The organism is Psychrobacter fulvigenes, from assembly GCF_904846155.1.
Taxonomy (GTDB): domain Bacteria; phylum Pseudomonadota; class Gammaproteobacteria; order Pseudomonadales; family Moraxellaceae; genus Psychrobacter; species Psychrobacter fulvigenes.
The window spans coordinates 1,086,512-1,106,423 of the sequence record NZ_CAJGZP010000001.1; the positions used below are offsets into that span (position 1 = coordinate 1,086,512).

Below are 19,912 nucleotides of genomic sequence, written 5' to 3' on the forward strand. Positions count from 1 at the left end.
TCCGTACATAATGGATTTGAAAATCAGATAGTGGCTTAGTGGCTAAGTTAAATCGATGGACTCACCACCAACACATTATCCAAACCTTGCCACATCTCATCTACGCTATCAGAAGCCGTTTCTACACATAGCACAATCAAATCCCAATCGCTAGGTTCAACGTTATAAGCAAAATTGGTCATACCTAGACCATAATTGTCGCTAAAGCTTAGCATGTTGGTAATCGCACCACCAAGGGCAATCGGTGAGCGTGTCAAAGCACTAAAGTTCACTGTAGCCACTGGTTTAGAGTGTTGAGTTTTCGCCTCAAGCCATTCCGTCAATAAAAATGGCAACCACACAAACTCATTACTACCCAATACTAAAATACGCTCAGGCAGTTGTTCTTTATCAAACGGTGCTTGCCCACTAAAACGGGTAAATGCGGATTGAAACTTCGCTAAATAATTATTAAATCCATCTGTGCTATCCAGCGTTGGGAAGCGCCCCCAGTTACCAGTATCACCTAGAGCCTGACTGCCAGCCTCAGTCGTATCAACCGACGGCATGGTAATCGGCTCAGGATTGGGTGCATCCGTCCATTGCCACGCGCCAGATAACAGATGATGACGATAAAAGTCAATATTAGGTAGGCGTGTAGATATTGTATCCTCCATATCGGCTGCATCCTGATTCTGATTTAGCGACCAATCAACCAAGGTGGTTAGGTGTACCTGCCCTAATTGCGAAAGCCCAGCACTACGTAGTGCAGTCACGACATTGACGCAAGTATTGCCTGTTGAGGCTTCGTCATCCACCATAATTAATGTCTTGCTAGCAAGTAATTGCTCTTGCGTAGCTTTGTTAGAACTTTGATAAATTAAATGTTGGCTGGCGTGACTGTGGTCTTCGCTAAAAGTCGTTAATAACGTTTCACTATTATCATCATTGTGTTGCGCATGACGCGTGGAGTTTAATAATAAAGCATTAGGATAGCGTGTTTGTAGCGCTTGATGCACACCAGCAGATAACCCAACAGCAGTCTCTGCCATACCAATGACTAAAATCGGCTCGGGTAAATCGCTAGGTACTAAATTTGCTAAGTCAGTAAAAGCCTTGCGCATGCTACTAGCCGTGACTGGGATATGGCGACCTAAGACTTTTGAGACGAATAAAAACGCGCGTTTGGGGTTAATGCGTTGGGCAAACCCAAGCAAGTCTTCTAGTTGATAAGTCGTATCATTGTCTAGTGTGCTATTGGTTTGATAGGTTAGGTCAAGCGTACCGCGAGGTAGGGTGATGCTAGTCTCATACACTTTATTGGATGGTAATTTGTTTGTAATATCAGTCATCGCTTAGTTCTACCCCATATTTTTCACAAAGATAACGTAGATCGCCATCTATATTTTGATGCTTTGGTGCAAATTGCCATTGTTTGCCTGTTCGGTTTAAGGTAAATAATATTAGGCTTTTACCTGATTTGTTTTGGACGGAAAATTCACCTGAAAATAATAATGTGTTTTGCTGTTTATCAGTGATGCTTAATTCAATAGGTGCTTGCTGAGGGTCGGTCGCTAAGCTTTCAAGCTCACTTGATAATACAAAGTTAAGTTGTTCGATATTAGTAGGTTGGAGGTTCAAATCACAACTGAACTCAGATACTGACTTATTACCTTCGAGACGTTGATCTAGCTCGACTGCGCCATCTTCACTATGCGTCTGTCCATAAAATATCATATCTTCATCGCCACGTACTTTTGCAGTAGCATTTACTCTAAATAAAGCAGCATCAGTAGTAGGCGCAGTCGCTATTTTGACAATAATAGGGGCAGCAGGGAAAAGGTTTGCATTAGGTTTAGTAGTCGCTAATTTGTCAGTAGAGACTTGGAGCGAGGTTTTTTTATTACTAGCTGTAGAAGCTGTCGATTTTTTTTGTATTTTTAGCTTTGCCCACATGCCATTAGATTGTCGTCTTATATCGTATAAACGTAGAGCGACAATTAAATCAGAAAATTTTGTATAGCCATATTTATCTAATTTAATATTTTCATGGTTTTGGTGAATTTGACTGGCGATATAAGATAAGTTTGACCAACCATTATCAGCATTAGGATTTTCATTAATAAGCTTGTTTATCACACTGATTAAGTGGTTTTGTGTGTGTAGCTGCTTAGTTGTCCAGCGTGTCGGCGAGTTGTTTGACAAGGATGCGGTTTTGCTAGAGCTACTTTGCGCAGCCAGCAAATCTTCTACATAAAAAAATTGATCGCAAGATTTGGCAAAAGCGTCAACAGTACTGCGTTTACCGAAGCCAAATACTTTGACACCATTTTTGCGAATGCGTAGCGCCAGCGAGGTAAAGTCGCTATCACTCGATATCAGGCAAAAGCCATCGTAGCGCTGACTATAAAGTAAATCCATCGCCTCAATCACCATGCCAATATCTGTGGCATTTTTACCTTTGACATAAGCAAAGTGCTGCATGGGATCTATAGCATATTTGAGTAGCGCCTCTTGCCAGCTTTGAATATGAGCATTGCCCCAATCACCGTAGATCTTTTTACAAGTGATGTGACCAAATTTTTCTATCTCTTGCAAAATGTGGCCAATATTTTTTGCAGAGGCGTTATCAGCATCGATAAGTACAGCGATATTGTTGAGTTTAGCTGGCATTTATATTCCTTAACACACTTTCTCAAAGTGACTATTTTATATGTTTTTATAATTTACTTTTTATTTCTTAACCCTGACAGCCAACCAGCCATAGCGCACCGTGCTTGTTCAATTACGGTGTTGGCGCCTAATGCTAATGTGGTCTGTGCTGTCATCGCTTACCCTCTGATCAAACTTACATTCGGGGCTTATCTGTTTTAAGGAGATATTTTATTCAGCAGTCGCTTCTTCAATTTTTACACTCATCATAATTGATCGTACCTGACAAGGCGTAATCTGCTGACTAATATCAGCCAGTTTGGGTTTATCCGTTAAACCAAGCCAATAGGCAAACCCCACTTGCGTTAAGTCCACACTGCTATGAGCGGTGTAGCCAATACCGCCTGAGGGGCGAGAGTTGATCTCAAGGACACGGTGTTGACCATCGTCGTCCGCCTTGGTTTGTACACTGACGATGCCATCACAGCCAAAGGCTTCAATCAGTGGGATGACGACCTCCATCACTGATTGCTCATAACCGATATGTTGGATTTTCCCCGTCTTATGGCGAGTGACTGCTGCCAATACTTCACCATGTTCGCAGACGACATCGATAGAGTACTCTTGCCCTGACAAATAAGGCATCAGCAGCATGGGAATAGGGCGCTCATGTACCATTTGGCTATTGGCGTAGGCGTTTATGAACTGTGTGGTATTTATTTTTTTCTCTTCAGTAAAGTATAAATGCTCAAAACTATCATACTGCTCACCTGAAGGTTTACCAGTATCAAGTCGCCAAAATCCTTGCGCAAAAATACCAGTGACTGGTTTGACACATAAGGGCTGATGACCGTGCTGCGCCAGTAACGCTTCAAGCTCAGCAGTATTATCAAAACGCCAAGCATCAGCCACTGGGATGTCATGGGCATGGCAATGCTGCATAAAGGCAAATTTATCATCAATCGACTCCAATGCAGCGACGCTCGTCGCACCTGTCAATAAGCGAATGCCTGCTGCCTTAAATGTCTCACGATGCGCCTCATAGTCAATACCGTTACGACCAGTCAGCAATACTTTCACGTTTTGACGCTGAGCCTCTTCAAGTACAAACTGCCAGCGCGGCAATATGGATTCAGCCTGCGTATGCTCATCATTATTTGCAGCCGTATTGACTGGCTCGCGATACACTAAGTCAGCAAATTCAAAAATCTCAGGTCTATGATGGCGATGTGATGCGATTATATTAAAAGGGGTAGTCGATTGTGTCTTCAGCGCTTGTAGACTGGCTAACATGTCGCGCTGGCTGGACTGACCTTCAGCCAACCAAGCTGCTATTGGCATCGTGCGGTGGTTAGGGTTTGCAGGGTTATCCATAGTCTTCTCAGCGTGATGATAAGTTTTATAAGTAGTTGGTATAAATAGTTGGGTCACTTGATGCAGCGATTCTAAAGCTATTATTGATAGCAGAGTCTATTATATACAAATGGCACAGGTTATAAATGTTCCTGATAAAATAGCGTCAGGGATTTGTAAGAGGGTTTTTAACACTCAATCAATGAGCTTGCTTATTAAAAGTCTCATGATATCCATGCTACTATATGGCAATGTCTAAAATGGCAAGTAAAGCTATAAATCAATAAGTGTTATCAATAATTATAAGGACAGATTATGAGCCAAAACCAACCGCAAAAGTTAATTGCAGGTGCCAATGCGCCCCTACCAAATGACAATATCAGTATCCGAATTCTGAGCCAAAACGCGATTGATTGCGCCGCTTACCGCTTGACTACCGATGGTAAAGTCCGCGGTGATGGCGATATGATATTTTATGGTCAGACGCGTAGCGATGATGGTAATGTGAGCTTTCGAGGTCACGATAGTGATGGGTTTTTTGATATTAACTTGCCTGCGCAGCCTGCAAGCATTGATAAGATTGCCTTGGCCTTTTCAAGTGCGCAGACTTTGGCTCAAGTCGGTGATGTGGATATTCAGGTATTGCAAGGCAGCCAAGTGCTAATGAGCTGCCAGTTAAGCAGTGCTGGTCGTAGCGAAAAAGCCATTATCTTAGCCGAATGCTATCGTCGGCAAGGCAGCTGGAAGTTTCGCTTCATTGCTCAAGGTTTTGACGGCGGTCTTAAGCCGTTATCAGAGCACTTCGGCGTTGAGATTGCTGATGAAGCACCCGCTCAAGCCCAGAACCAATCACAAAGTCAGTCTCAACCTATTAATACGCAGCGGCCAATCAATACGCAAAAAGCGGGTAGTGCCCCTCAAGCAAGCACTCCACCGCCGATTCCTTCTAGCCCTGCGGTTAATTTAAATAAAATTACGCTCACCAAAAACCAAACCAGTATCAATCTAAAAAAACGTGATGACTTTGGTAAGATCTCAGTCAACCTAAACTGGAACCAACGTCCAGATATGGACAAGCAAGCGCCCAAAAAAGGCTTGTTGGGCGATCTGTTTAAGCAGCATAAATCTGGCGGTATCGACTTGGATGTCGGTGCGATGATTCATCTAAAAAATGGTGAAAAAACACTCATTCAGGCCTTAGGTAATCGCTTTGGAAGTTTGCAATCCGCGCCTTACGTTTTATTACGTGCTGATGATAGAACGGGGCAAGTCAGTGGCGGTGAATGGCTCGATATCAATGGCCAACAGTGGTCACAGATTGAGGAAGTATTCATCTTTGCTTTCATCTACGAAGGTGCACCAAATTGGGCGCAAACGGATGGGGTAGTGACCATTCATGTGCCTGAGCAGCCGCCGATTGAAACCCGTTTAACGGAAGGCACTGGCAACTTGCCAATGTGCGCCATCGCGCGTTTGGTGAACCAACAAGGCAGTATCAATGTTGAGCGTATCAACCAGTATTTTAAAGGCCATCAGGAGATGGATAAAGCCTTTAATTGGGGTTTTAGCTGGAAAAAAGGGCGTAAGTAGCAAGCATAAAACATAAGAAGTTCTGGACAAAAAATACTAGCCTACATCAATAAAAAACCGCCGAACGACATGTCGCTCGGCGGTTTTTTGAAACTATTGATAGTATGAGCTATGCATGCGGAGAGATAGAAGGCATCAAGTCATGGAAGGTGCGACCAGAAGCGGTCTCGCCAATAGCATGCATTTTCCATTCATTGTCATGACGATAGACTTTTGCCATTATCATAGCTGTATGACCGCCCTGTGCAGATAAATTATAACGGGCGACCTCCTGATTGTTGTTGGCATTGACGATACGGCAAAAAGCGTTTTCTACCGTCTCAAACGTTTGACCAGTAAAGCTATTGACAGTAAACATCAGCGATACCACGTTTTCTGGTATTTTTGATAGGTCAACCTTGATGACTTCATCATCGCCATCGCCATCACCCGTACGGTTATCACCAGTGTGGAGGATACTGCCATCTTTTGATTGTAGCTGACCGAACCAAATCGCATCGATTGGCTGTTTGTTACTATCGAACATGATGCATGAAGCATCTAAGTCAATAGTGTCACCGCCACTACCACCACCAAATAACTTGCCTAAGAAGCCACCTTTTTTAGCTTGCGGGCCTTGTGCGACATCCCAACCCAGACCTAAATTAACTTGGGTAAGCGTGCCACCAGCTTCTTTGCTTAAGGATATTTTTTGTCCCTTTTGTAGACTGACTGTCATGTGAGAATCCTTATAAAATGAGTTAAAGAGAAATGAGCTAAAGAGTTTTATGTTTATAAAATATTATCTAAAAATCCGCCACCACCACCGCGTCCACCTGAGCTACTGCCTAGAATGCTTTGTAACCAGCCTTGGTAGCTATCGCGATTGCGTGAACAGATGACGACTTTGCCAGAGCCAGAGAAGTTGAGTACCATGCCTTCGCCACTGGTAACGGAGTTGATAATGTTACTCATGATGCCTTTTTTCTTGCTGGTAGAGACGGACAGCTTATATTCAAGCTGAGAATCCCAACACACCACATGCCCATTGTCGATGATGACATCTTTGCCCGGTGTGACTTCAATCTCAAATAGCGAGCCGAAACCTGATACCACGACTTGACCTTGACCTTGGGTTTGCATGACCATAAAACCACCAGTATCACCAAATACTGCCCCGCCAAGGTTGCGTTGGATATTGGCTCTGATATCGACACCCGTTTGCGCGGCGACAAATGCACCATCACTCAGTGTATACTGCTGCGCCCCGACGTCCAAGATTTGCATATCGCCATCTAGGGTAGGGGCAAGTAGACAATCACCTTCACCGTTGACCGCTTCAATCTGTTGTTGAAACAATGATTCATCATTCGCAAAACGGCGCATCAACGACTGCATGAGTCCGCCTTGTAGCTTACCTTTTAATTCAAGGTTTGACTCCATCATCACCATCGCATTGGCTTCGCAATATATCGAATCACCCTTTTTGAGGTTGCAATGCAAAAATGGTTCAATCGTACCGATTAAGCTAAAAGTTGCGGCCATGAGATGCAGATCCTTATTCTATATTCTTAAATATGGTTCTTTTATTTTTTTCTAATTACGGTTTTTAATGAATGCTTGTAAGTATGGTTCTTGAATAATACTACTTAAAGTAGCTACTTACGTTATCAGGTATTTTGGTATGCCATTAATGTTAAGGCCATCAAATGCGATGATAGGATACACTTGATAGCCTTATTGGGCGCAATTTACTTTATAAATCACGCCTTATTATTGCGTTGAACTTAGAGTCTACATTCTAAAGCGTAAACTCTCATGCGTAACTGTAGCTGTTAAAAGCTTACACATTGACGCCATAAGAAGCGGCTAATGGTCCAAGACCACCGCTGAAGCCTTGACCAACGGCGCGGAATTTCCAGTCACCGCTATGACGATACAACTCGCCAAATATCATTGCTGTTTCAGTACTGCCGTCTTCTGACAAGTCATAGCGCGCAATTTCAGAGTTGCCATTGTCATTCACGACACGAATATAAGCTTCACCAACTTGACCGAAGTTTTGATTACGGGCTTGACCTTCATAGATGATAGCGCAGACAGCTACTTTGCTCACGTCAGCAGGGATGCTAGCAAGATTGATTTTAATTTTTTCATCATCACCATCGCCTTCACCCGTACGGTTATCGCCAGTGTGCTCAACCGCGCCGTTGTCTGACTTTAAGTTGTTGAAGAAAATGAAATCTTGATCGTTACGTACTTTGCCTGCTTCATTGACCAAAAATCCGATGGCATCTAAGTCAAACTCTTGACCGTCAGTTGCACGTGGATCCCAACCCAGACCAACAGTGATGTTGGTTAAACCTGGTGCTTCTTTTGATAAGTTTACGTTGCCGCCTTTCGTTAAGCTAATAGCCATATAGATATCCTGTTTATTAATCGTTAATTATTAGTGAATGGTTGATAGTTAAATGATGCCCTACTCAAAGCACATTTACAGAGTCATAGCATGATAAATACTATAGCAACTCGTATTATGCATCTTAAATAGTGTTGTATTTCACTATACTAAGCACGCCGTTACTAAGCAAGGCGAATTTTGTGCGCTTAGTCATAAGTTTACTAAGGGACACAGTAATTTTATATAGCTGATAGTTTTTTAACAAGTTTTGTTGCCGTAAATAAGAGTATATAAAGTTTATAAATAGCCATTAATCATCGTGTTTTTGAATGAGTTGTAATCACTTATTATAAAAAAGGCCATATCACATGAGTGATATGGCCTATATATGCTACGTGCTACGATATGATTTTAAAACAGTTTACAGTTAATGTTCAGTAATGTTTTTGGCTTGTCGTTTACGGTACTGAAGTGAGGCCACAAATGCCCAACCGATAAAGGCAATACCAATGAGACCAGTAATCAGCTCTGGCACATGGAACTTCACGGATAGTAGCATGATGATAGCCAACGCACCGATGGCGTAATGCGCACCGTGTTCAAGATAAATGAACTCATCAAGCGTACCTTTGTCCACCAAAAAGATGGTCATAGAGCGGACAAACATGGCACCAATCGCTAGACCTAACATAATGACAATCACGTCGTTGGTAATGGCAAAAGCACCAATCACACCGTCAAAACTGAATGAGGCATCAAGTACTTCAAGGTATAAGAAACCGATAATACCACCTTTCATAATGGCACTGGTTGCTGCTGCACCCGATCCGTCTTCTTCTAGCCCTTCCTCAAGGTCGCCCTCAAGCATACCAGATACAACCTGTACACCAAGGTACACCAAAATACCCCAGACACCCGCAATCAGAACAGCCGCTGACTGATCAGCGTTGGCCCACGATACGGCAATCATTAAGATAATGAGTGCAACAAATACGCTCATGGCATCAACTTTGCCCAGCTTCGCAAGGCGGCTTTCAAGCCAGTTGAACCAGTGCACGTCTTTGTCATCGAACACGAAGTTTAAGAATACTAATAGTAAGAAGATACCACCAAAGGCTGAGATTTCTGCATGGTGTGCCATGAGTCTGGCAGAGTATTCTTCTGGGTTATACAACGCCAGATTGATCACTTCCATCATGCCAAGGTCTGCGGTAACCGCAACGATGACAATTGGGAATACCAAGCGCATACCAAATACCGCGATCAAAATACCAACGGTTAAGAAGATCTTTTTCCAAAACTCGTCCCAGCCCTTAAGTACTGAGGCGTTGACCACCGCGTTATCAAACGATAACGAAATCTCCATGACGGCCAAAATGGCAGTAATCGACAGCGTGGCTATCAGCCCGCCCATACCGCCATGTGAATATCCCCACCACGCCGCTACCGCTAAGGCAATGGCCGTGAAGATAAAGTCTAAATAAAAATGTCTCATGACACATCCTGTCTGGTTGCGTAAAGCTAAGGTCGGCCTATTATAGACACAAACCGCAAAAAAGTGGCTATTGCTAACCACTTTTTATGCATAATTTTAAATGGAACATAAAGCATTATTGAACGTTTTGCTATAGAAAATTGTGACTGTTTTGCAACTATTTGCGCTTTACATTGATCAGCACCCATTGGCAGTATATTGACGACCAATAAAGTGCTGAAACCAGCCTAGATTCAGTATTAGATATTGACGCCATACTGCTGACACATTGCTTGTAGACCACCTGAATAGCCTTGGCCTACCGCACGGAATTTCCACTCACCGTTATGACGATAAACCTCACCAAATACCATCGCGGTTTCGACAGAATAGTCTTCTGCCAAATCAAAACGTACGACTTCAGTACCAGTCTCTTCGTTAACGACACGGATAAAGGCGTTGGCGACTTGACCGAAGTTTTGACTGCGTGCAGCAGCATCATGAATAGTCACTGTGACGACAATTTTATCGACGTCAGCAGGCACTTGAGTTAAGTTTACTTTGACCACTTCATCATCACCGTCACCTTCGCCAGTACGGTTGTCACCAGTATGCTCAACAGCACCGTTGTCAGACTTTAGCTGATTGTAGAAGATGAAATCATGGTCGCCGCGCACTTTGCCCGCAGTACTCAGCAAGAACACGCTCGCATCAAGATCAAACTCAGCACCCGAAGTGGCGCGCTCATCCCAACCAAGACCGATAAGCAGTTTGGTTAGGTTTGGGTCGGTTTTCGTTAGCGATAAGTTACCGCCTTTATTCAGTGATAAAGCCATGAGTATTTCCTTATTGTAAGTGTAAAAGTTACTGCCGATTTATATATGCTAATGGCAACGCACTATCATAACAACAAAAAATGACCCAATCAAAGTGGGATGGGTCATTCTTAATGAGAATAAATTTTTAAGCTTAGGGTCTGTTGAATACAACTATTATGGGTATTCATTTGCTATTTTTTAGGTGAGAGCTACTATGTCTTATCAGTTTATGTTTCTTGACGATGGCGAATCTCAAAGCTTTGATGAATGGGCTTTTTGATATTAAAATCAAAACCAATCGTCTGATGGGTAATATTGGTAACGTCATAACGCTGAGAGAGTTGTTCATCCAGCTCAAAACGGGTGAAATTGTTAGAGAAATATAATACTCCATCAGAAGTCAAACGGTTCATGGCGCGGTTGATTAAGGCGGCATGATCGCGCTGCACATCAAAGGTTCCTTGGAACTTTTTTGAATTTGAGAAAGTCGGTGGATCAATAAAGATAATATCATATTGTTCGGTATTGTCTTTAATCCACTCAAAAATATCGGCAGCCACAAATTGATACTTGTTACGGCTTACATCCAAACCATTCAGGACAAAGTTTTGCTTGCCCCAGTCCAAGTAATTCTGTGATAAATCGACACTGGTGACTTTTTTGGCGCCGGCAAGCGCAGCATGCACACTGGCAGTACACGTGTAAGCAAATAGATTCAACACGGCTTTGCCGCGACTATTGGCTTTGATGCGCATACGCATATTACGGTGATCAATAAATAAGCCAGTGTCTAGATAATCAGTAAGGTTGACATAAAAATATGCACCATCTTCACGGGCGACATAGAACTTGCCACGTTTATCTGTTTGACCTTGCTTACTATATTGCTCATTACCTGATTGACGGGCGCGGGTTTTGATAAAGACCTGCTCGCGGTTGATATCAAACACCTCACGGATACCCATCAGGGCGAGGTTGAAGCGTTTTTTTGCGGTCTCAGGCGGGATGGTTTTGGGCGGTGCGTATTCTTGCACGTGCGCATAATCACCATACAGGTCAATGGCAACTTTAAAGTCGGGCAAATCAGCGTCATAGACACGAATATTGCTGACATTGTCTTTTTTGGCGAGTTTTTTAAGCTTGGCGAGGTTTTTTTGTAGACGGTTGATAAAGTCTTGCCCGCCCTCTACCGTGATGTCACGCTTCTCAAAACGACTGACCAGATGGCCTATTTGCCCAGCGATAAGGGAACCATAACGAAAATAAACCGTAATGGCACCGTTGTGACAGCGCAGAGTTTTTGGTTCTTTGATTGGTAAGATATCGACCTGTTCGACACGAGCGGCCAAGATGCCAAGCATTGGATTAATGCCACTACCTGCAAAGCTGTCTTGCAAAATAAGCCCGATTGACTGGTATAAAGGCTTGATAATGTCTTCATCGCCCAAGCGCTCGCCATAAGGTGGGTTGGTAATGACAAGCGGATTGCTCAAGCGGTCGTCATCGACCAGCGGCTTTAGCACACCGCCTAGTTGATTGAGCGCGCGCGTCTCGATATCAAGCAGCGGCAACAGCTCTTGCAACCCTGCGGCGATCAGGTTTTTTTCTGTGGCGAGTATCGCACCGCTATCAGCATCAAAACCCAAAATCAACGGCAAGGTATCTGGCTGCTCTTGAGCAATGGCGAGCGCCTCGCGAAAACGGTTTTGGGCATCCTCAATCATCTGCTGCCAGAGCGCATCATCATGATGTTGCCATTCATAAAATCCGAATTGATTGGCTGCTTTATCGATACCGACAGCATAATCACAATGCATCAAGAGCGCTTCGATAATAAACGTACCTGAGCCGCACATAGGATCGATAAGAGCGTTATAAAAAGGCGCGTTGCCTGCGTCGTTTTTCTTATGCCAACCTGCGCTATAGAGTAGCGCTGCGGCTAGGTTTTCTTTTAAAGGCGCATCGGTCATGGCCACACGATAGCCGCGGCGATGCAAGCTGGTACCAGATAGGTCTAGATACAGCTCGGCTTGCTTGTCATTGACAGTAGCAAACACAGAAAAATCTGGGTTTTTGCTGTCGACGTTGGGGCGGCTGTCATATACTTCATTGAAGGTATCGGCGATGGCGTCTTTGATACGCAGCATCGCAAACTGCTGACTGACCGCCACGCGCTTATCGACAGACAGACGGATGGCAAAGGTTTGCTCTAAGTCAAACTGCTCAGTCCAGTTGACAGACTTTGCCAAACCATAGAGCTGCTCAGCCACATCATATTCGGTGTTGATGTTTTTGCGTTTGATCAGCATCAATACCCGTGAGGCCACACGTGACCAGAGGCAGATCGTATAGAGATCACGCAATGTACCCGTAACAGTCAGACGACCTGTGCTTTTGATTTCGCTTGCAATGCCAAAGCTAGTCAGTTCAGTCTGTAGCGGTGCCTCAAGCCCATCAGCACAAGTAACGATAAGATTGAGCGACATGGTTTGTGAGGATGCTTGTACAGAGGGAGGCGTGCTTGATGCGGTCATACGGATACCTGTGGCTAAATGTGCTGAACGAATAATAAAATAGGAGATTCAACCGGCAATTTTACCATATTTCAAGAGTGGATGGTTCAAAGCGTATAGGTTTAATATAAAGCTCATCTCAACACAATAAGGGCGTACTCTAGTCATCTTTTGTAAGAGTGACTCCTTCTGTGAGCACTTGCGTCGTCGTGGCAAACGGTTTAGTTGCAATAGGGTAGTCGACGTCCTTTGGCATGAGCAGGCGCATATGCGGGTAAGGGGTTGAGATGTTGGCCGCATCAAATGCAAGTTTGATCTTTTCTTGCAGGTCTTCTTTTATCTTAGGCATGCGAGCAACTGACGCAGGCTTGACCCAAAAACGCACGATGAAAAACACCCCATACTCCCCAATCTCAGCTACTGTCGCTGAGGCCTCAGGGCGGCTGAGCACCACATCAGTATCGGACAGAACTTGCAAAATCTCCTTACGAGCAAGGTCAATATCATCCTCAAATGCAATACGCATACGAATATCAAAGCGTATGAAGTTTTTGGAGGTCAGGTTGGTCACCTCGGAGGAGGCCACGTTAGAGTTTGGAATGATGACCGTAATATTGTCTCGGGTCAAGATATGCGTGGTGCGCAAGGCGATAACCACGACACGACCTTCATTGTCATTAATGTTAATCCAGTCGCCCACTTGAAAGGATTGCTCAAGTAGGATCGTAATGCCAGCGATGAAGTTGGCAAGCGTCGACTGGGCAGCAAAGCCCACTGCCAAACCAACAATACCCAAACCTGCGACTAAAGAGACAATGTCAAAGCCAAATTGCGCCATGACACTGGCCGTTCCAAGTATCCAAATCAGTACTGAAAAAACATTCTTAAGCAGCTGTTCAATAGAAGCATTGAGTCCATAATGCTGCAATACTTTATGGATAATATGATCGGATGTCGTCCAGAGGACATAATAGATACCCGCCCAAATACTGGCTTTTGCTGTGGCTTTAACGGTATCTGGCTCAAAACTCATTTGACTCATGACGGCAATTACACTGGCAACCACCCACATATAACGCAGAGTAGAGCGTGCCATTTTAATGCGGCGCTCATTCAAGCGCAGACGCGTTTTGTTTTTCTTAATAATATAGGTCGCTAACCAATAAAAAAATCCCAATACCGCAAGCAGTATTAGGATTTTGATGCCAGTACTGACTAACTCAGCTGCATAAGAAGACCAGTTGAGTGAATCCTCTTCTATCGAGCCACCAATGGCGAGATATAGGCTGGTATGTAAATCACGAATGATTTCTTCAAAAAAATCAGTAATACCAGCGATTGCCATTATGTTATCCATGAGTATTGGGTAGTTGATACTTATCTAAAATTGTAACCGAGTCATTGTTTAAAAGCCATCTTCCTCTCTCTTTTCAGCTTGATGTGGGATAGACATTTGCTTTTGTACATCTCGTAGTGCGCTGCGTAGTCCCTCTAAAATAGTTGGATGATAAAAAGGCGTGTCCAGCAGCTCCTTAACGCTCAACTCATTGGTAACGGCAACGGCCAATATATGGGCGACATACTCAGCATCAGGACCCACCATACATGCGCCCAAAATCTTATCGGTTTCTTTGCAAGCATAGATGTGCAATAGACCACAGTTGACTCCCATAATACGGCTACGCCCTTGGTTATCGAAACTGACTTTACCAGTGACATGCGTGCGCTCTGAACGTTCAATCTCTGGTAGTGACATACCAACGTTAGCGATTTGGGGCTCACAAAATACAATGCCTAGTGGGATAGCAGGTGGGCGAATATAAGCACCGACATTATCACGGCAAACCTCGCTTCCTGCACTGAAACCTTCGTCACTGGCGACATGAAGAAGAGGTAAATGTGCATTAGCGTCGCCAACGATATATAGCTGCAAGTCGCCGATCTGGCCAGTATTGATGTTTAGGTTTTTTGGACGATTTTTGTCATCGAGCTCGACTCCTAGGTTTTCTATCCCTAGCTGATTGATATTGTTGCGACGTCCAGTCGCTACTAGAACGCACTCACCTTGCCACTGCTGCGATTGGCCAGCACTGTCTTTATAATCAATAAATGCTGATGGAGCTTCATTGTCTGCATTGGTTTGCGTGCCAACGTCTATGATTTTACTGTCGAGCTGCATAGTGAGCTCATGACCTAGGCACTCAATGGCTTTTTGATTGATGTCTTCATCTCTTAAACCACCGACACGATTGACACGATTGAATAAGGTGACATCGACGCCCAAGCGAGTAAACGCCTGTGCCAGCTCTAAGCCAATAGCACCCGTGCCAACGACAGCCATAGATGCTGGCAGGTCTGTTAGTTCAAACACAGTATCGGAGGTAATCAGAGTTTTACCGAGCTTATCTACCCAACCTTCTGGTACAAATGGTGAGCTACCTGTGGCGACAATGATTTTATCTGCGGCAATCAGCTCATCGTTTACCTCGATCAGTCCTTCTTTATTAATATAAGCACGCCCTGATATCTTTTTATCCTCAGGCCAGCTCTCAACTTGTCTTTTGACGAACCCAGCAAACCGATCACGCTCAGCTTGTACTCGGGACATGACTTGCTTGCCGTCTATCTGCACATCTGCATGAACGCCAAACTCCTTGGAGCTCTTTGCTTCATGGGCGCGAGCTGCTGCTGCAATCAGTAGTTTGCTTGGCATACATCCAATGGTGGCACAGATTGTGGTCCAAATCCCATCATTGATAATTACAATGTTTTCAGTGGTTTTCTGTGCTTGGCGAAAGGCGTTTTGCCCAGCTGTACCAGCACCAATGACTGCAACTGAGACTTTGCGGGTTGTTTTTTCAGAGGTATTCGTAGAGGCGTTGTTAGATTTTTGGTTCATATTACTCTCAAGTTAGTGATTTTAGTTATGATTTTGATAGCTAGATTTTCGGAGGTAAATTTCAATTATTAAGGCATCCTTTATTATCACTCAGCAGCATTAGGGTAGCAAGGAATAGAAAAAACACTGCCATCATCACTACTTTAATTAACAAATACTTACTATTTCTGTGGCATATAAATTGCAGTGAATTGCCGCATTTAATGAATAAACATGCATTATTTTAGTTTGTATGTAATGGAGGTTTGAAAGAAGAGCTGTGCATTATTTTTATACCACAGCTTTGATTGAATCATAAATTAAAAATATTAAATTATATAATTGAAGGCGACTTAATGGAATGTTTTAGCAAAAAGCCATTGCTATCTACTATTGATAGCACTGGTAGCGATGCTGTGTTACAGCAAATAAAGTTTGAACCTACTGATAAGAGACAAAATTTTTATTCATTTGACTTAAAGTTGCCTATCATAAGCTCTACCGCTTTAATGCTCGCTGCCTGTGGAGGCGGAGGTGGAGACGAATCGCCAAGCACAAGTTCTGGGAATACAAGTTCTGGGAATACAGGTTCTAGCAATACGGGCCCTGATAGTAGCAAACCCACTCAAAAACCTAACAACCCTTCCACCCTTCTGACTGATACTGACGCTGCTAGGTTCTTACAACAAGCCCAATTTTCATCGACGAAAGCTGAAATTGAATCGCTTAAAAGTATCGGTATCCATCAATGGTTAAATAATCAATTTGCTATGCCCATTGCGATCACAGGTTATGACTGGTTACTGCAACGCGGTGTGAACAATGAAAAGTATCGCTTTGATAGAAACCCTGTGGATTGGATGGCATGGCAACAACTGTTCTCTTCTAAAGATACTTTACGTAAACGTACCGCTTTAGCTCTTTCTGAAATTTTGGTCGTGTCTTCTCATGGCGTGTTTTTGCCCTTGCATTCTTTTTCTATCGCTGCCTACTGGGATGTTCTCAATGAGCATGCTTTTGGTAACTTTAGAGATCTTCTAAAGGCGATTACCTTAAACTTAGCGATGGGAGACTTCTTAGATTTAATCAGTAGCAAAAAAGCCAATGATAGAGGGCGTAGGCCAGATGAAAATTTTGCCCGTGAGCTTATGCAGCTGTTTACTATTGGGCTGATAGAGTTAAATCTTGATGGTACACCTAAGTTAAATGGTGGCCAGCCAATAGAGACTTATACTCAAGAGACGGTGACTAATGTTGCTCAGGCATTGACTGGATGGAGCGTAGATGAATCTTATGATACACACTACACTACTACAGATCCTAGCGCGCATCGTGCTCCCATGGTTAATTCACCAGACAATCATGATACTCGTAGCGTGAGTTTTTTTGGTATCACTGTACCAGCAGGAGCAAGTGGCGAGCAAGCGTTAGATATTGTAATGGACACCTTATTTAACCACGCTAATATTGCTCCTTTTATCTCAAAACAACTTATTCAGCGTCTGGTAACCAGCAACCCAAGTCCTGACTATGTCAGAAGAGTAGCCACTGTGTTTAATCGTGATGATAGTGGTACACGTGGTAATTTAAGGTCAGTTTTACAGGCTATTTTAACCGATATTGAGGCGCGAAAGTTGCCCGTTAAAGATATACCGGCTATTGGTAAAGTGCGTGAACCTATAGTGAGATATATCCAGTGGGTACATACTTTTACGAACCGTAAAAGCATATCAGGTGAGTGGGCTATTAGTAACACGTTAAGTAGTAGATGGCACTTCAATCAAAGCCCACTCAAAGGGCCTTCTGTATTTAATTTTTTCGATGTCGATTATGCGCCTAGTACTAGTGACTTCGTTAGTAATAACTTAGTAGCCCCAGAATTGCAGTTGCATAATGAGACTTCTACAGTGGGCTACATTAATTTTATGAAAATAATTATTCAGAATGGGGTGCATTATTTATTTGATGAGTCCCAGCCTGAGATATTGCCAGAATATAGTGAAGAAATGAAACTATATGATCAACCTGAAAAGCTCGTTGCTCATCTCAATCTGGTTCTGTGCGCGAACCAGATGTCAGACGATACTACATCCCTTATCGTTGAAGCGCTAGAAGATATAACGGACCGAGATCCTGATTGGGGTAAAAACCGTGTCTATTCAGCGGTATTACTGACAATGGCCAGTCCTGAGTACTTGGTGCAAAAATAAGAGCATTGTTATTGCTATATATCAAGCATAGTACTTCGATTAAAAGATTATGAGTAAATGATTATGAGTGAACTATCAAGAAGAGCATTTCTAAAGCGTTTAGGCTACTTAACGGCAGCAGGTGTAGCCAGTCCTCTTACGCTCAATATGATGGGTGTGGCAGAAGCAGCTACACACACAGCTACCGACTATAAAGCGTTAGTCTGTGTATTTTTGGACGGGGGTAATGATCAAGCAAATACTCTTATTCCAATCGATACTACCAACTACAATACTTATAAAAAGGTGCGACAAGACATTGCGTTAGATCGATCCGCCGTGTTGCCATTGAGGCCAACGACCAACTTAGCAGATGGGTTAAAATGGGGATTTCACCCTAAGCTTACAGGCTTAAACAGTTTGTTCCATCTTAAAAAGCTTGCGGTCTTACAGAATGTCGGCACCTTAATTGAACCAACCTCGCTTGCTCAATATAAAAGCAAATCTGTCGCGCTACCACAAAAGCTATTTGCGCATAATAGCCAAAAGGATTTATGGGAAACGACCGCTTCCAAAGCCTTTAGAGAGGGTTGGGGAGGAAAGATTGGTGATTTGATTCTGAATCAGAATACGCAATCTATGTTTACCTGTATTAGTACCACTGACAACTCTTTGTTCTTAACAGGAGACCGTGCCACTGCAATAAACGTCAGCTCTGACGGTATTATTCCTATTTGGTATGCTAGAGAAAACAGTTGGCTATATAATTCACAAAAAACCGCCGCAGCGTTGAGAAAAATTATTACCTCACCCCGTAACAATATTATGGAAAACCATATTAATTTAGTTACTAGGCGTTCTATGGAGGCTGAAAAGCTTATGTCGTCTGCCCTAAGAGAGTCTGGTGAGTTAAAGACGCAGTTTACTACTGGTAATTCACTGGCTGATCAGCTAAAGACCGTGGCAAGATTGATAAAATCTCGTGATACTCTTGGGGTCAAAAGGCAGGTGTTTTTTGTAAAAGTTGGTGACTTTGATACCCATAGTAATCTGCTCAGTAGACATGAAAAGCTGATGGCTGTGCTCGATGATGCTTTATCTAGCTTTTACCAAGCCACTGAAGAATTGGGTGTGACTCAAAATGTTACTACCTTTACGGCATCAGATTTTGGACGTACCTTTAGTAGTAATGGTAACGGCTCCGACCATGGTTGGGGCAGTCATCATCTGATCATGGGTGGCGCGGTTAACGGTAGGGAGTTTTATGGGAAAGCGCCAGAGATTGGTTTGGATACTCCTGAAGATGTAGGTCAAGGTAGATTGCTTCCAACGACATCTATTGACGAATATTCAGCGACGTTAGCAAAGTGGTTTGGGGTATCAGATAGTGATTTGGGGTTGATAGCACCAAATCTTTATAAGTTTGATAAGCCAGATCTAGGATTTATGAGTCGCTAATACCAATCCTACAATCAGTCCTGCGATAATATTCAAATAAAGTCTTGCCCAAGGTTCATTCTTAGGCAAGACTTATGATTTAAGAAGCCAGCACAGCCAATAAACGTTCTGCATAGTCTTTGGCACGTAGGTTACGCTGAGCATGAGTGAGCGTACCACTTTTATCAAACACAAAGGTAGAGCGTACGAGTCCAAGCGTGATTTTGCCATACATATTTTTTTCTTTAATCACATCAAAGTATTGACATAGCTTTTCATCGCCATCACTGATTAACGGGATATGCAAATCGTGCTTGGCAATGAACTTCTCATGTGACTCCACACTATCACGCGATACGCCGATAATATCGTAGCCAAGCGTATCAAAATCATTGATATGAGCAGTAAAGTCTGTGGCTTGCGTGGTACAACCAGGCGTGTTGTCTTTTGGATAGAAATAGAGAATAAGTCCCTTGCTAGAGTTTGTCACCAACTCTTTTAGACTGATATTATCATGGATAAAGTTACCATCGAGCTCACGTACGATAGTGACTGGAAAGTCGGGTAGGTCAATCACTTCAGTAGTAGGTTTAGCCATTATAAATTCCTTGTCATTTATATATTGTTTGTGAATGTTATTAGAGCTTTA

General features: G+C 43.2%; 15 protein-coding genes. 3 read left to right on the plus strand and 12 right to left on the minus strand.

What is annotated here, in order from left to right:
- Window positions 1-47: 47 nt before the first annotated feature.
- From JMX03_RS04900 to JMX03_RS04910, 3 genes are all read right to left on the minus strand, one after another.
- Window positions 48-1,331 carry a phosphoribosyltransferase domain-containing protein gene (locus tag JMX03_RS04900; RefSeq protein WP_201594906.1) on the minus strand — a complete coding sequence of 428 codons (1,284 nt, stop codon included), beginning with the start codon at window positions 1,329-1,331 and terminating at the stop codon, window positions 48-50.
- On the minus strand, window positions 1,324-2,652 hold the full coding sequence (locus JMX03_RS04905; protein WP_201594908.1) for an NYN domain-containing protein: 1,329 nt from the start codon (window positions 2,650-2,652) through the stop codon (window positions 1,324-1,326). The genes JMX03_RS04900 and JMX03_RS04905 overlap by 8 nt, the downstream gene beginning before the upstream one ends.
- Before the next feature lie 210 nt (window positions 2,653-2,862).
- Window positions 2,863-4,005, minus strand: coding sequence for an ATP-grasp domain-containing protein (locus tag JMX03_RS04910; RefSeq protein WP_201594910.1), 1,143 nt, complete (start codon window positions 4,003-4,005; stop codon window positions 2,863-2,865).
- 294 nt (window positions 4,006-4,299) lie between these two features.
- On the opposite strand from JMX03_RS04910, the gene JMX03_RS04915 reads away from it, so the two are divergent.
- Window positions 4,300-5,574 (plus strand): TerD family protein, encoded by a 1,275-nt coding sequence (locus JMX03_RS04915; protein WP_201594912.1) that lies wholly within the window; start codon window positions 4,300-4,302, stop codon window positions 5,572-5,574.
- Between the two features lie 109 nt (window positions 5,575-5,683).
- Here the strand turns inward: JMX03_RS04915 and JMX03_RS04920 are convergent, their stop codons facing one another.
- From JMX03_RS04920 to JMX03_RS04955, 8 genes are all read right to left on the minus strand, one after another.
- Window positions 5,684-6,292 carry a TerD family protein gene (locus JMX03_RS04920; RefSeq protein ID WP_201594914.1) on the minus strand — a complete coding sequence of 203 codons (609 nt, stop codon included), beginning with the start codon at window positions 6,290-6,292 and terminating at the stop codon, window positions 5,684-5,686.
- A gap of 53 nt (window positions 6,293-6,345) precedes the next feature.
- Window positions 6,346-7,098 carry a TIGR00266 family protein gene (locus tag JMX03_RS04925; protein ID WP_201594916.1) on the minus strand — a complete coding sequence of 251 codons (753 nt, stop codon included), beginning with the start codon at window positions 7,096-7,098 and terminating at the stop codon, window positions 6,346-6,348.
- 298 nt (window positions 7,099-7,396) lie between these two features.
- On the minus strand, window positions 7,397-7,972 hold the full coding sequence (locus JMX03_RS04930) for a TerD family protein (RefSeq protein ID WP_201575168.1): 576 nt from the start codon (window positions 7,970-7,972) through the stop codon (window positions 7,397-7,399).
- Between the two features lie 409 nt (window positions 7,973-8,381).
- The gene (locus JMX03_RS04935) at window positions 8,382-9,449 is read right to left on the minus strand and encodes a DUF475 domain-containing protein (RefSeq protein ID WP_201575167.1); all 1,068 of its coding nucleotides are present in this window, start codon (window positions 9,447-9,449) and stop codon (window positions 8,382-8,384) included.
- A 239-nt stretch (window positions 9,450-9,688) separates the two neighbouring features.
- Window positions 9,689-10,264 carry a TerD family protein gene (locus JMX03_RS04940; RefSeq protein WP_201575166.1) on the minus strand — a complete coding sequence of 192 codons (576 nt, stop codon included), beginning with the start codon at window positions 10,262-10,264 and terminating at the stop codon, window positions 9,689-9,691.
- Between the two features lie 209 nt (window positions 10,265-10,473).
- A complete protein-coding gene (rlmKL, locus tag JMX03_RS04945) occupies window positions 10,474-12,780 on the minus strand; it encodes a bifunctional 23S rRNA (guanine(2069)-N(7))-methyltransferase RlmK/23S rRNA (guanine(2445)-N(2))-methyltransferase RlmL (RefSeq protein WP_201594918.1) in 2,307 nt (768 codons plus the stop codon).
- A 139-nt stretch (window positions 12,781-12,919) separates the two neighbouring features.
- On the minus strand, window positions 12,920-14,104 hold the full coding sequence (locus JMX03_RS04950) for a mechanosensitive ion channel family protein (protein ID WP_227677778.1): 1,185 nt from the start codon (window positions 14,102-14,104) through the stop codon (window positions 12,920-12,922).
- 60 nt (window positions 14,105-14,164) lie between these two features.
- Entirely contained in the window at window positions 14,165-15,658 is a 1,494-nt protein-coding gene (locus tag JMX03_RS04955; protein WP_201594920.1) for a dihydrolipoyl dehydrogenase, read from the minus strand.
- A gap of 335 nt (window positions 15,659-15,993) precedes the next feature.
- Here JMX03_RS04955 and JMX03_RS04960 point away from each other — a divergent pair, with 335 nt between their 5' ends.
- On the plus strand, window positions 15,994-17,847 hold the full coding sequence (locus JMX03_RS04960; RefSeq protein WP_201594922.1) for a DUF1800 domain-containing protein: 1,854 nt from the start codon (window positions 15,994-15,996) through the stop codon (window positions 17,845-17,847).
- Window positions 17,848-17,910: 63 nt separating this feature from the next.
- A complete protein-coding gene (locus tag JMX03_RS04965) occupies window positions 17,911-19,284 on the plus strand; it encodes a DUF1501 domain-containing protein (protein WP_201594924.1) in 1,374 nt (457 codons plus the stop codon).
- A gap of 79 nt (window positions 19,285-19,363) precedes the next feature.
- On the opposite strand, the gene JMX03_RS04970 is transcribed toward JMX03_RS04965, so the two are convergent.
- Window positions 19,364-19,861 carry a peroxiredoxin gene (locus JMX03_RS04970; protein ID WP_201594926.1) on the minus strand — a complete coding sequence of 166 codons (498 nt, stop codon included), beginning with the start codon at window positions 19,859-19,861 and terminating at the stop codon, window positions 19,364-19,366.
- Window positions 19,862-19,912 lie beyond the last annotated feature (51 nt).